The 12670-nt window shown below is 72.2% G+C and carries 13 protein-coding genes; 8 read left to right on the forward strand and 5 right to left on the reverse strand.

Annotation, left to right across the window (positions count from 1 at the left end):
• Positions 1–38 precede the first annotated feature (38 nt).
• The 6 genes from AB0C87_RS03930 to AB0C87_RS03955 all read left to right on the forward strand — a co-directional run bounded on the left by AB0C87_RS03930 (position 39) and on the right by AB0C87_RS03955 (position 5537).
• The gene (locus tag AB0C87_RS03930; RefSeq protein WP_360576419.1) at positions 39–722 is read left to right on the forward strand and encodes a response regulator transcription factor; all 684 of its coding nucleotides are present in this window, start codon (positions 39–41) and stop codon (positions 720–722) included.
• Positions 719–2047: an ATP-binding protein gene (locus AB0C87_RS03935; RefSeq protein ID WP_353831574.1), complete on the forward strand. Its 1329-nt coding sequence runs from the start codon at positions 719–721 to the stop codon at positions 2045–2047. The genes AB0C87_RS03930 and AB0C87_RS03935 overlap by 4 nt, the downstream gene beginning before the upstream one ends.
• 78 nt (positions 2048–2125) lie before the next feature.
• The gene (locus tag AB0C87_RS03940; protein ID WP_360576422.1) at positions 2126–3094 is read left to right on the forward strand and encodes an alpha/beta hydrolase; all 969 of its coding nucleotides are present in this window, start codon (positions 2126–2128) and stop codon (positions 3092–3094) included.
• The gene (locus tag AB0C87_RS03945) at positions 3091–3954 is read left to right on the forward strand and encodes an SDR family NAD(P)-dependent oxidoreductase (RefSeq protein WP_345171452.1); all 864 of its coding nucleotides are present in this window, start codon (positions 3091–3093) and stop codon (positions 3952–3954) included. Before AB0C87_RS03940 ends, AB0C87_RS03945 begins: the two co-directional genes overlap by 4 nt.
• Positions 3955–4300: 346 nt before the next feature.
• The gene (locus tag AB0C87_RS03950; protein WP_345171454.1) at positions 4301–4933 is read left to right on the forward strand and encodes an acetate uptake transporter; all 633 of its coding nucleotides are present in this window, start codon (positions 4301–4303) and stop codon (positions 4931–4933) included.
• 61 nt (positions 4934–4994) lie between these two features.
• Positions 4995–5537, forward strand: coding sequence for a DUF1707 domain-containing protein (locus tag AB0C87_RS03955; RefSeq protein ID WP_345171456.1), 543 nt, complete (start codon positions 4995–4997; stop codon positions 5535–5537).
• A 26-nt stretch (positions 5538–5563) separates the two neighbouring features.
• On the opposite strand, the gene AB0C87_RS03960 is transcribed toward AB0C87_RS03955, so the two are convergent.
• Positions 5564–6757, reverse strand: coding sequence for an MFS transporter (locus AB0C87_RS03960; protein ID WP_345171458.1), 1194 nt, complete (start codon positions 6755–6757; stop codon positions 5564–5566).
• 84 nt (positions 6758–6841) lie between these two features.
• Here AB0C87_RS03960 and AB0C87_RS03965 point away from each other — a divergent pair, with 84 nt between their 5' ends.
• On the forward strand, positions 6842–7300 hold the full coding sequence (locus AB0C87_RS03965) for a helix-turn-helix domain-containing protein (RefSeq protein WP_345171460.1): 459 nt from the start codon (positions 6842–6844) through the stop codon (positions 7298–7300).
• 50 nt (positions 7301–7350) lie between these two features.
• Here the strand turns inward: AB0C87_RS03965 and AB0C87_RS03970 are convergent, their stop codons facing one another.
• Both AB0C87_RS03970 and AB0C87_RS03975 read right to left on the reverse strand, forming a co-directional pair.
• Positions 7351–8268 carry an alpha/beta hydrolase gene (locus AB0C87_RS03970; protein WP_360576425.1) on the reverse strand — a complete coding sequence of 306 codons (918 nt, stop codon included), beginning with the start codon at positions 8266–8268 and terminating at the stop codon, positions 7351–7353.
• 47 nt (positions 8269–8315) lie between these two features.
• A complete protein-coding gene (locus AB0C87_RS03975) occupies positions 8316–9497 on the reverse strand; it encodes a hypothetical protein (RefSeq protein ID WP_345171464.1) in 1182 nt (393 codons plus the stop codon).
• Between the two features lie 459 nt (positions 9498–9956).
• On the opposite strand from AB0C87_RS03975, the gene AB0C87_RS03980 reads away from it, so the two are divergent.
• The gene (locus tag AB0C87_RS03980) at positions 9957–10799 is read left to right on the forward strand and encodes a hypothetical protein (RefSeq protein ID WP_345171466.1); all 843 of its coding nucleotides are present in this window, start codon (positions 9957–9959) and stop codon (positions 10797–10799) included.
• A gap of 130 nt (positions 10800–10929) precedes the next feature.
• Here AB0C87_RS03980 and AB0C87_RS03985 read toward each other — a convergent pair whose 3' ends face one another.
• Together AB0C87_RS03985 and AB0C87_RS03990 are read right to left on the reverse strand one after the other, a co-directional pair.
• Entirely contained in the window at positions 10930–11679 is a 750-nt protein-coding gene (locus AB0C87_RS03985) for an SDR family oxidoreductase (protein ID WP_345171468.1), read from the reverse strand.
• 20 nt (positions 11680–11699) lie between these two features.
• Positions 11700–12614, reverse strand: coding sequence for an alcohol dehydrogenase catalytic domain-containing protein (locus tag AB0C87_RS03990; RefSeq protein ID WP_360576428.1), 915 nt, complete (start codon positions 12612–12614; stop codon positions 11700–11702).
• Positions 12615–12670: the final 56 nt, after the last annotated feature.

The raw sequence follows: 12670 nt of genomic DNA on the forward strand, positions 1-12670 counted from the left end.
GGGCGCGAGGCCGGCGCGGGAGCGAGCAGCGGGAGCCGATGAGCGAGACCCGGCGGGTCCTCGTCGTGGACGACGAGGCCAACATCCGTGACCTCGTCGAGGTCGCGCTGCGCTTCCACGGCTTCGCGACCGCCACCGCCGGCACGGGCGAGGAGGCGCTCGGGGCCGTCCGCGAGGCGCAGCCCGACCTCGTCCTGCTGGACGTCATGCTGCCCGACCTGGACGGTTTCGAGGTGTGCCGGCGGCTGCGCGCGGACGGCGACCAGGTCCCGGTGATCTTCCTGACCGCGCGGGACACGCCGTCCGACACCGTCACCGGCCTCACGCTCGGCGGTGACGACTACGTCACCAAGCCCTTCTCGATCGATGCGCTGATCGCCCGGGTGCGGGCCGTCCTGCGCCGGGCGGCCCCACCGGAGCCGTCCGCCGGGCCCGTGCTGCGCGTCGCCGACCTCGAACTCGACGAGGCGCATTGGACGGTGCGGCGCGGCGGCGTGCCCGTCGAGCTGTCCCCGACCGAGTTCCGGCTGCTCGCCTACCTGATGCGCAACGCGGGCATGGTGCTGTCGCGCGCCCAGCTCCTCGACGGCGTGTGGGGCTGGGACCACGGCAACCCGCAGGTCGTCGAGACCTACATCAGCTACCTGCGCCGCAAGCTGGACCCGCTCGGCACCCCGCTCATCCACACCCAGCGCGGGGTGGGTTACGCGCTGCGGCCATGACGCTCAACGCCCGGCTCCTCACCGGCCTGCTCGCGGTCACCTCCGCCGGGCTGGCGATCATGGGCCTGGTCAGCGCGCTCGTCCTGAACGGGTACCTGATGCACCGCGTGGACGGCCAGCTCCAGGCCACCCGCGACCGCGCCGTGACCCGGCTCCTGCGCCCCGGCCTGCCCGAGCAGGGCGTCGCCCCCGCGCAGTTCGTCGTGCTGGCCGTCGGCCCGGCGGGGCGGGTCCGCGTCCTGAGCGGCGACGACCCCGCGCCGGAGCAGGCCGTCCGCGAGGTGCAGCGGCTGGGACGGGACGAGCTGGCCGCCCGCGCGCGCGGAATGGAACCGTTCTCCCTTCCCGGGCTGCGCGCGGTGGCGCGCCCCTGGGGGAAGGGCGTCGTCGTCGTGGCGGCCCCCCTCACCGAGATCCACGCGGCCGTCCGCAACCTCGTGCTGTCCGAGGTCGCGACGGCCGCCCTGCTGCTCGCCGTCCTGCTCGTGCTCGGCCGGTGGCTCATCCGGCGCGGCCTGCTGCCGCTGGACCGGATGGCCGCCACGGCGCACGCCATCACCGCGGGCGGCGACCTGCGCGCCCGCATGCCCGGCCCCGGGCAGCGCACCGAGGCGGCCCGCCTCGCGTCCGCCATCAACGTGATGCTGGAGCGGATCGAGCAGGCGTTCTGGGCGCGCAGCCGCTCGGAGGCCCGCGTCCGCGAGTTCGCGGCGGACGCGTCCCACGAGCTGCGCACGCCGCTCACGGCCGTCCAGGGCTACGCGGAGCTCTACCGGCACGGCGCGCTCGGGCCGGACGAGCTGCCCGACGCGATGCGCCGCATCGAGGAGGAGGCCCGCCGGATGAACAGCCTCGTCACCGACCTCCTCGAACTCGCCCGTCTCGACCGCGAGGCGTCCCTGCACCCCGTCCGCACCGATCTCGTCGCCCTCGCCCGGGACGCCGTGGCCGACGCGACCGCGGCCTCCCCCGACCGTCCCATCGTGCTGGACGCCCCTGACACTCTGGCCGCGACCGTCGACGAGGCCCGCATCCGCCAGGTCTTCGCCAACCTCCTGGCCAACGTGCGGGCCCACACGCCCCCCGGGACGCCCGCGACCGTCCGCCTGGCGCCGGGCCTGATCGAGGTGGCGGACGAGGGCCCGGGCATGGCCCCGGAGGACGCCGCCCGCGCCTTCGAACGCTTCCACCGGGGCACGCAGGGCGGCACCGGCCTCGGCCTTCCCATCGTCGCCGCCATCGCCGCCGCCCACGGCGGGCGGGCCGAGCTGCTGTCCGAACCGTCCAAGGGGACGATCGTCCGCATCACGCTCGATTCCCACTGAGCGGGACATCCCGGTGCCGCCGGTGGCGCCGTCCTGCACAGTCCGAAGGTCGGCTCCCCGAACCGAAGGAACCGCGGCATGGCGGGCTGGAGTCATCGGTACGCGCGCGTCAACGGCCTGGACGTCCACTACGTGGAGCAGGGCGAGGGGCCGCTCGTCGTCCTCCTGCACGGCTTCCCGCACCTCTGGTTCAGCTGGCGCCACCAGATCGGGCCGATCGCCGACGCGGGTTTCCGCGTCGTCGCGCCCGACATGCGCGGCATGGGGCACACCAGCGGCCCCCGGGACCACCGCGAGTACGACGTCGACCGGATCGTCGGCGACCTCACCGGCCTCCTCGACCACCTCGGCGAGGAGAAGGCCGTGTTCAGCGGACTGGACTTCGGCCTCTTCGCCGCCTACGACCTCGCCCACCACCACCCGGACCGCATCGCCGCGATCATCGCCCTGGAGAACCCGTTCTTCACCCCGAGCCGCGAGTCGCCCCTGACGCTCGCCGCCCGCCAGGCCGAGCGCCACTTCAACCACATCCACTACTTCGCCGAGCCGGGCGTCGCCGACTGCGACCTCGCCGCCGCGCCCCGCGAGTTCCTGCGCAAGGTCTTCTACGCGCTCTCCAGCGACTACCACTACCTCGACGTCTGGCGTCAGCCTCCGGGCACGTCCTATATCGACGCCCTGCCCGAGACGCCGCCGCTCCCGTGGACGTGGCTGACCGAACCGGAACTGGAGTTCTACGTCGACGCCTACAGCCGCAGCGGCTTCACCGGCGGGCTCAACTGGTACCGGGCCATGGACCTTTCCTGGGAGTACCGCAAGTCCTACGGCGACCGGAAGAACCCCGTCCCGTACTACTTCATCGGCAGCGAGCAGGACGCCGACCTCGAGGGCTGGCACGGCGACGATCCCCTGAACAGGCTCGGCGACCACCACGCCGACGTCCGCGGCGTCCGGATGATCAAGCGGGCCGGCCACATGATGCAGATGGAGAGGCCCGCCGAGACCACGGCGGCGATGCTCGGATTCCTCACGGGGAGCGACAGGTGAGCCTTACCGAAGACCGCGTCGTCGTGGTCACCGGCGCCAGCCGCGGGGCCGGGAAGGGCATCGCGCTCGCCCTCGGCGCGACCGGCGCGACGGTGTACGTGACGGGCCGGACGCGGGCCGAGGGCGACGCCGGCCTCCCCGGCACGGTCGCGGCCACGGCCGAGGAGATCGACGCCCGCGGCGGCACCGGCGTGCCGGTGATCTGCGACCACTCCGACGACGCGCAGGTCGCGGACCTGTTCGAGCGGGTGGAGCGCGAGCACGGCAGGCTGGACATCCTCGTCAACAACGCGTTCACGATCCCGGACGGCCTCACCCGCGAAGGGCCGTTCTGGGAGAAGCCGCTGGCGCTTCAGAGCATGTTCGACGTGGGGATGCGCTCCGCCTACGTGGCCGGTTACTACGCCGCCCCGCTGCTGGTCAGGAACAACGCGGGTCTCGTCGTCAACACTTCCTCCTTCGGAGGACGCTGTTACATGCACGGCCCGGCCTACGGGGCCGGAAAGGCCGCCGTCGACAAGATGGCGCACGATATGGCGGTCGACTTCCAGCCCTACAACGTCGCCGTCATCTCGCTGTGGATGGGTCTGCTGAAGACCGAACGGAACAGGGCGCTTTTCGAGGGCGTCCCCGACCGGTACAGGTCGTTCGCCGCGGGCGCGGAGTCTCCCGAGTTCAGCGGACGGGTGATCGACGCGCTCGCGCGGCACCCCGAGTACATGCGCTGGAGCGGGCAGGTCCACATCGGGGCCGAGCTCGGCGCCGAACTGGGCGTGGTGGACGTCGACGGGACCAGCCCCCGCTCCCACCGCGGGCACCTCGGCGACCCGCCCACCTTCAGCCCCACCGTCGTCAAGTAGTCGGCAACGCCTTCGCCAAGGCTTGCCCGCCTGCCGGATGGCAATTCAAGAGACTTTTCTGATTCGACTCGCCGGCCTCTCATGCGAGGCAAAGCATTCTTCATGTCGCCGGACGCCGCGACGAGCCCTTCCGCCCGGCGACGGCGATTAATACGGATACGCCGGAAATGCCCCGCGAAAGGGCCCCTGACCTGGCGCGCAAGCGGCGTTATGATCCGAAACAGGGCCGAGGAGATAACGGTCCCATCCGGGACGTCCGGACGTCCGTTGTCCGCATTCCTGCGTCCATCCCTGTCCGGCCGAGACCGCGCGAGACAAGGCGATGGGACTCCAGCGAGGAGGCACCATGACCCACGTCGAGCAAGAGTCCACCCCGCAGACCCCGCCCGCGACCGCCGATCCCGCGCCCCTGGGCCTGGCGGCCTTCGCCCTGACCACGTTCCTCCTGTCCGTGAAGAACGCCGGATGGACCGACGGCACCGACGCCTGGCTGGGCTACGCCCTCGCCTACGGCGGCGTCATCGAGATCCTGGCCGGCATGTGGGAGTTCCGGAATCGCAACGTGTTCGGCGCGACGGCCTTCTCGTCCTACGGCGGCTTCTGGCTCGGCCTGGGCCTGTACGTCGTCCTGATCGCCGGTGAGGCGACCCCGGCCCAGGAGGCCAACGACCTCGGCTGGATCCTCCTCGCCTTCGCGATCTTCAACACCTACATGATGCTCTGGGCGACCCAGGTCAACCAGGCCGTCCTGGCGGTGTTCGTCTCCCTGGAGGCCACGGAGATCATCCTGTTCATCGGGAACTTCTCCACCAGCGAGACCACGATCAAGATCGGCGGCTACCTCGGCGTCCTCACCGCCGTCTGCGCCTGGTACGCCTCCGCTGCCGGGATCATCAACGGCATGACGGGCCACACCTTCCTTGGCGTCGGCAAGCCCCTCACGGCCCTGACCTCCCGCTCCGGGCCCTACTCGCGCTGACTCCCGGCGGGCGGCCCCGCGCCTCGAACCCCTGCGGGGGGACGGCGCTAGAGTGGCCTTCGTGACCCCCCGTCCGGACGACCTCGCGCGCCTCGTCGGCGACGATGACCGCGACACCGCCGCGCAGCGCCTGCGGGACGCCTACGCCACCGGGCACCTCACGCACGAGGAGATGGACGAGCGCCTGGACCAGGTCCTCACCGCCAGGACCCACGGCGACCTCGCGGTGCCCCTGGCCGCGCTCCCGGACGAGGACACGGGCGCCACGACCACGATCGGCGCCGCCACCGGACGGATCAAGCGCCGGGGCGCCTGGCGCGTACCGCGCTCCCTCAAGGTCGAGTCGGCCTTCGGACGGGTCCGGCTGGACCTGTCCAAGGCGATCATCGAGCATCCGGTCGTCGCCATCGAGCTGCAGGTCGGCACCGGTCAGGCCAAGATCATCGTGCCGCGCGACGCGGTCGTCGACATCGAGGGCCTGCACACCGGGCTGAAGGACGCGCGCTACACGCCCCGCCGTCCCGCCCGGCCCGGCGGCCCCGAGATCCGGATCACCGGCACCATGGGCCTCGGCCGCCTGAAGATCCGCCACGCCCGCCGCTAGCGCGCCCGCGACCTCTCGACCGTCCGTCACACCTTCTCCGCCTGTTCGAGCCGGGGACGGCGGGCGGCGCGTCCCGCCGGGTGGGGGGTGACGGCCCAGACGGCGAGAGCGCAGAGGGCGAGCGTCGCACCGAGGACGGTGGAGCCGATCCAGCCGACGGCGTCGAACAGGGCCGTGGTCGCGGCCGCTCCCAGAGCCGAACCGAGGGAGTAGAAGACCATATAGGCGCCGATGGTCGTGCTGGTGCGGTCGGGGTAGGCGGTCGTGAGCGTGTGCTGGTTGCTCACGTGGACGGCCTGGACGGCGAAGTCGAGCAGGACCACGCCGAGGATCAGCAGCGGCAGTGACCAGGGCAGCTGTCCGATCGCGGCCCAGGAGGCGATCAGGAGCGCGAGCGCGATCCCGGTGACCCGGCGCGCGTGCCCGGCATCGCCCCAGCGCCCGGACCGGGCGGCGCCCAGGGCCCCGGCCAGCCCGGCGACGCCGAAGAGCCCGATCTGCGCCTCGCCGAGATGCCATGGCGCCCCGGCCAGCGGCAGGGCCATGCCGCTCCACAGGGCGCCGAACGACGCGAACAGGAAGAACGCGATCAGCCCGCGGCCGAGGAACACCGGCTGGACGAAGAGCCCGCCGAAGGACCGGAGCACCTGCCCGTATCTCGCCGTCCCGGACCGGACGTCCGCGGGCAGCGCGGTGAGGGCGAGCAGCGCGAGGACTCCCGCGAGGGCCGCCAGGGCCAGGTAGATGCTCCGCCACCCCCACAGGTCCGCGAGGACTCCCGCGACGACGCGCGCACCGAGGATGCCGATCACCACGCCCGAGGTCACGATGCCGAGGTTGCGCCCGCGCTCGCCGGCCGGGGAGAGCGACGCCGTGTACGCGACGGCGGTCTGCACCACCACCGCGAAGACCCCCGCCGCGGCCAGCCCGGAGAACGCCGCCCAGGCGGCCGGGGCGACCGCGGTGATCGCCGTCCCGGCGGCCACCAGGGCGAGGTGTGCGGCGATCAGGCGCCTGCGGTCGAGCATGTCGCCCAACGGCACCAGCAGCACCAGTCCGGCCAGGTAGCCGAGCTGCCCGGCGGCCACGAACCAGCCGAGCGAGTCGACCGGAACGTCCAGATCGCTCCCCATCGCGCCCAGCACCGGCTGCCCGGCGTAGACGCTCGCCACCGCCACCCCGCACACCGCCGCCAGCAGCAGCCTCGTCGTCCAGCGCACCGGCCCACCTCCGATTGGTTTCATTTTGAAACTCTGCGGAGCGTAGGTCAGAATGGTTTCATTACGCAACTCCTTGGAGGGGTGATGGCGCGCGACGAGACCGGCGGGCGGAGCCCCGCGTGGACGGACCCGGGCTGCCCGGTCGCCCGCACCGCCGACCTGGTCGGCGACCGGTGGAGCCTGCTCATCGTCCGCGACGCGATGGACGGCGCCCGCTCGTTCACCGACTTCCAGCAGCGCACCGGCATCGCCCGCAACATCCTCAGCGACCGGCTCCGCAAGCTCACCGCCCACGGACTGCTCACCCAGGTCGACGCCCCGTCGGGCAGGCGCCGCCTGTACGCGCTCACCGACGCGGGCAGGGACCTCTTCCCCGTGATCGTCACGCTGCGGCAGTGGGGCGAGCGCCACGCCTTCGCAGCCGGCGAGGAGCACTCCGTCCTGGTCGACGGCGACGGCGCCCGAGTGCCCGACCTCCTGCCCGTGTCAGCGAACGGCTCGCCGCTGACAAGCGACACGACCTCGGTACGACGTCCCGGCTAGGCAGCGGAACGACTCGCTATCTCGCCTGCCCTCCGCAGGCCCGGGACGAGCTAGCCCGGGGCGTGGATCCACTTCGCGAGGGTCGGAAGGTAGCCCGGGGCGAGCACACCGTCCCGCCGCACCCGATGGTCGGCTCCCGGGAACACCTGCACCGTCAGCGACGCCCGATGATCGCGGTCGGCGTCACACGCGGCCTCGCTGAACAGCCGGACGCTGGCGGCGACGGGAACGACCTCGTCGGCACCGCCGAAGATCGCCAGGTGCGGGCAGCGCAGCCGAAGCGCGTCGGGCAGGGGATCGTGATCCTGCTTCCGCTTGAGGAACTCCCAGCCATCGGCGTCGACATCCGACCAGAAGGCGGCCAGGGCCGGGTGCCCTGCCTCGGCGACGATCCGAGTGGCCTCGGCGAAGCCGGCACCACGCCGGCCCGCTTCCACCAGCCGGTCGTAGAACGCCACGACGGAGTCCACGTCACGCTCATGACGCGAGCCGGACGCTCTGGCAGCGGTGGTCCGCGCGTAACGTTCCTGTTCAGCCGGGGTGACGCCAGGGCAGCTGTTGGTGACGACCCAGGACGGCGCGCCCCGGGCGGCCGCGCGCAAGGCCACCCAGCCGCCCTCACTATGGCCGAACAACCCGGCGGCCTCGTCCGGCACCTCCGGCTGGGCGCGCAGAAAGCCCAGCGCCGCCAGCGCGTCGGACGCCAGGTCGTCCATCGTCGCCGCGCACCACCGGCCCGACGACCGCCCCACCCCGCGCTTGTCGTAGCTCAGGACCGCGACCCCGGCCTCCAGCAGATACCGGCGGATCGGGCGAAAGGAGCCGTCGTTGTCCCGGTCGGACGGCCCCGAACCCCCGACAAGGACCACGCCCGCCACTGCTTCACCGCCCGGAACCCCGAGCAGGCCGGCCAATGTGACGCCCTCGGCTCCGAACCTGACCTCGCGCACACGCCATTCGCCCGGCATGCCCTCAGGCTAGGACGCCGGGCCGGTTCAAGACCGTCTGCGAAGCGTCAGCGCACGGAGTCGGCCGCCACGCCCTGGCCGCCGATGGTGGGGCCCGCCGGCCAGAGCGCTGCGAGCTCCGTGGGCGTCAACGGGTCTCGGTAGGCGGCGTGGAGGACGGCCGTTCTGGTGGCCTGGTCTGCTCGGGCGAGGTTCGCGAACCAGTCGATTCCGGCGGGGTAGGCCCACAGGTAGGAGCGGAGTTGGGGGTCGGCTCCCCTGTCGGTGAGGACGTCGGCGATCGCGGCCTCGGTCGTCCAGGGCATGCGCGCACGAGCGCGCTCGGCCAGTTCGCCGATGCCGGCACCCCGGTTGAGGTCCACGTGCAGTTCGGCGCGTACAAGCTGGTTGTAGTGGTCGAACTTGGTGCGGGCGACCATCAGCTCGTCATCGGGGGCGATGAACAGGGGGAGCGCTTGCGCGAGCCCTTCGAGCAGGACCTGTTGCGGCGCGTGCACCGACATCAGACGCACCCAAGGGACCTCCTGGGCAGCGGCTCGCGCCGACCAACTCGCGCTCTGGAGGCCGTGGCCGAGCACCTCGTGCAGAGCGAACTGGCGAGCGGCGACCTTGGTGAAGCCGGCGCGCCGAAGGTTGAGGCGCAGCCGGACGTCGGCCCCGGAACCGTCCAGCCAGTACGCCCAGTAGGCGTCCACCTCGGCGGTCTCGATGGTGAGGTTGAACGGCGCCTCGCTACCTGTGGCCTGACGGACGGCGGCCTCGTAGTCCGCCGCGGCCTGCCTGATCGCGTCCGGCGCCTCGCCGGCCTCGATCGGCCCCTCGACCGCCCTCAGCTCCCGGACGGTCTCCGAACCCCACCCGACCCCGACGGCGCCGAGTGCCTGGCGGGCCTGGTCGCCGCGGTAGGCGACGTAGTCGTCCCGCCACCCGACAGCGACGCACCCTTGAGTGGCCCGCACATAGTCGCCCAGCGGCGGATGCTCCCCCAGCAGGGCGCCGAGATAGGCGAGATCGGCGGTCAGGCGCGCGGTGAGCCGGTCGGCGCCGGCCCCGACGGTGCGGACGCGCAGGTCGGACAGAGCCCGGTAGACCGCAAGACGGCTGGTCGCAGCCTCGACGGGCGCGGCGGTGGGCGCGCAGTCGAAGTCGATGACGGCCACCGGCCCTCGGTCGGCCTCGTAGGCGTGCCAGCCTCGCAGGACCGTCTCGATCTCGTCGCGCAGATCCACCCATCGCTCCCAGCACAGCGTCACGCCCGGCACCGGCGCGGCGGCGGCAACCTGCCGTCCTTGCCATCGGCTTCCCGACGAAACTATCCCCGGCCGGGTTCTCCGTCTCGCCGATCGCGCGTTCGACGGAACCCGGCCGGCCGCCGATCCACAGGCATCGCCAGGTTTCTCGAGGTGAACGGCACGGTCACGATCAGCAAGGGCGGTCGCGCGAACATTTCCCTCCCCGGCGGTGTCACATGGGCTGAGGGGCGGGGTCGTGGATCCGCCCCCCGGACGAAACCATCAAGAGTGGGCACATTTCAGGCCTTGCTATGTGTTTTCACTCAATGACGATGAGCGTCCGGCCGTATCCTCAACAGTGCGGGAACGTCGATGAGTGCTGGGCAGAACCCCTGGGGACCGTACGGCGGCGGACCGCATCCCCCCGCCCGGCCGCCGCAACCGCCGGGCCGCGGGATGCCGCCGGGCCCTTGGCAGTACGGCGGCGGCCCCCAACCGGGCTGGGGACCCCCGCCCGGACCGCCGCGCCCGCCGTCCCGCAGGCGGCGGCTGTTCCGGCTGCTCAACCCGGTCATCGCCGGACGCCAGGTGGCCAGGCCGACGCGCCCGGACCGGGTGGACGATCCGGCGGTGCGGAAGGTCCAGGTCCTGCGCGCGGTGGTCGGTCTCGTCGCGGTGGTGTGGATCACGGTGGCGTACCGCGTCGCCTCGGACGCCCAGTCTCTGGCCTACCAGCGGGCGGACCAGATCGTGACGTCCGCGGCCCTGCTGCCGGCCACTTTCCCGATCGTCGTCGGCGCGTTCATCCTCGGAAGCCGCCCGCACCTCCGGGCCCTCCACCTGCGGCGGACGCTGAAGCCGCTCGGGTCGCTGCTGGCTCTGGGCGGCACGGTGCTGTTCTTCGTCGTGCTCACCTCCGTCATGCCGGAAGGCGGCCTCATCGGGGATGACGAGCAGCCGTCCCCGGCCGTCTACGCGAAGCTCCTCGTCATGGTCATCATCGCCCTCGTGGCGCTCTGGGCGATCGTGTTCGTGTTCTTCGGCGCCGCCGTCGCACTGGTGCACGTGTTCCGGACCGCCGACATCCACGAGGTCCTGCCCCCGATCATCGCGACCGTCCTGGTCTGGGAACTCGCGATCATGGACCTGTTCTCCCACGACTACGACGGCCTCCCGGTCCCGGCGCGGCTCGCGGTGATCTTCGGCGGCCCGCTGTCGGTCACGCTGGTGAGCCTCTGGGAACTCCGCCGCCTCAGAACCCGCCACCACCTCACCGTCCGCCGAGCACTGGGCCGCTGACCCCAGAGCGGCCTTGGCCCCGTCCGCACGCGACCGAAGCCCGGTTCGGACTCGCGACGCGACCTCCACGCGAGCCCGAACCGGTGTCTCCCGCTTCGAGTGACGCCCCGGGCAACCGGTTGCGCGCGGGCTACTGTTGCTCGTCACCGCCATCGACGAACAATTCGCTGCCGGTGACGAAACTGCTCTGGCCCGAGGCGAGGAAGAGCACGGCGCCGGCGACCTCCTCGGGACGACCAGGCCGGCCGAGCGGAAGGGCACTGCCCAACTGCCGGACGAGCCCGTCGGCCGAGGCGGCGTCGGGCGCCAGGCCGCGCAGCCCCTCGGTGTCGATCGGCCCCGGCACGATCGCGTTCACCCGGACGCCCCGGTCGGCGAGCTCGACCGCCCAGGTGCGGGCGAACGACCGGATCGCGGCCTTGCTCGCCGCGTAGACCCCGAACGCCGCGGTGCCGCTGGTGGCCGCGGTCGAGCCGGCCAGGATGACCGACGCGCCCGGGTTGAGCAGCGGAAGAGCCTTCTGCACCGTGAACAGCGTGCCGCGCACGTTGATCGAGAACGTCTCGTCGAAATGCTCCGGGGTGACGTCGGCCAGGGTCGCGAACGTCCCGCCGCCGGCATTGGCGAACAGCACGTCGAGACCGCGCCCCTCCCCGCGGATCTGCGCATAGAGCTCGTCGAGGTCCTCGGCGCTCGACACATCCGCGCGAACTCCCCGGCCTCGATCACCGAGTGCCTTGACCGTCGCATCGAGTTCCGCCTGCCTGCGGCCGGTGACGAAGACGAACGCGCCCTCGTCCGCGAACCGCTGCGCCGTCGCCCTTCCGATGCCCGACGTGCCCCCGGTGACCAGGGCCACCTTGTTGTCCAGCTGTCCCATGACTACTCCTGTTCCAGATATCAGACCTGCGTGGAAAGCAGGACCTTGGTCCGCAGCCCACCGTTTTCCATGCCGCGGTGGACCTGCGCGGCGTCCATCAGCGGGGCGACGCTCTGCGAGCGCAGCGTCAGCCGCCCGGCGGCCAGCAGTTCCATGACGGCTTCCAACCGCGACGTGATGCGTGGCCCGTCCGGCCCGGACAGCCGGACGGCGAAGTCGGCGGCGTGCGGATCCGAAAGAGTGACCACCCGGCCAGGTCCGCCGGCCAGCTCGACCGCGGCACCGAGGACACCTGCACCGGAGACGTCGATGACCGCGTCCACCGACGGCACGACGGCCCGGACGTTCGCCACCAGCTCGGGCCCGTAAGCCACCGGAGCGGCGCCCACACTCGCCACGAGGTCGAAGTCCCCGGGACGGACCGCGGCGATCACCTCCGCCCCGCGCGCGACGGCGAGTTGGCTTGCGATCAGCCCGACCGACCCCGCCGCGCCGACGATCAGCACGGTCTCGCCCGCCGCGACGCCGACCTCGTCCACGACCCGCGCCGCCGCCTCCCCAGAGGCCAGCAGCGCCGCGGCCGCCTGCGCGCCGACCGACCGCGGAACCCGCACCCAGTAACGGGCCAGCACCTGCCCGGCGTAACCGCCGAGTTCGGGCAGGAAGACCGCGACCGCATCACCTGCCCGCACGTCGATCACCGAGGAGCCGACCGCGTCCACCACACCGGCCGCCTCGAACCCGAGCACCGAACCCGGACGGGCACCGAACGCGCCCTTCAGGCGGCCCGACCTGATGGCCAGGTCCGTCGGCCCGACCCCGGCGAACTCGACGTTCACGCGGATCTGCTCCGCCCCCGGCGGACCGATCTCGACCTCACCCGGAACCAGCCCGTCCGGGGAGCCGTAGTCGCTGAGCACGACTGCCTTAGTCACATCTACCTCCTTGATTTACGTGACATGTCACGCATCGCGGTTAACACGGCTCGTCA

It is taken from the genome of Actinomadura sp. NPDC048021 (assembly GCF_040653135.1).
GTDB classification, from domain to species: domain Bacteria; phylum Actinomycetota; class Actinomycetes; order Streptosporangiales; family Streptosporangiaceae; genus Spirillospora; species Spirillospora verrucosospora.

Coding starts and splice junctions, on each gene's coding strand:
- AB0C87_RS03940 (WP_360576422.1), top strand. CDS start 2,126: ATGGCGGGCTGGAGTCATCGGTACGCGCGCGTCAACGGCCTGGACGTC.
- AB0C87_RS03985 (WP_345171468.1), bottom strand. CDS start 11,679: ATGGGACAGCTGGACAACAAGGTGGCCCTGGTCACCGGGGGCACGTCG.
- AB0C87_RS03935 (WP_353831574.1), top strand. CDS start 719: ATGACGCTCAACGCCCGGCTCCTCACCGGCCTGCTCGCGGTCACCTCC.
- AB0C87_RS03965 (WP_345171460.1), top strand. CDS start 6,842: ATGGCGCGCGACGAGACCGGCGGGCGGAGCCCCGCGTGGACGGACCCG.
- AB0C87_RS03970 (WP_360576425.1), bottom strand. CDS start 8,268: ATGCCGGGCGAATGGCGTGTGCGCGAGGTCAGGTTCGGAGCCGAGGGC.
- AB0C87_RS03980 (WP_345171466.1), top strand. CDS start 9,957: ATGCCGCCGGGCCCTTGGCAGTACGGCGGCGGCCCCCAACCGGGCTGG.
- AB0C87_RS03950 (WP_345171454.1), top strand. CDS start 4,301: ATGACCCACGTCGAGCAAGAGTCCACCCCGCAGACCCCGCCCGCGACC.
- AB0C87_RS03930 (WP_360576419.1), top strand. CDS start 39: ATGAGCGAGACCCGGCGGGTCCTCGTCGTGGACGACGAGGCCAACATC.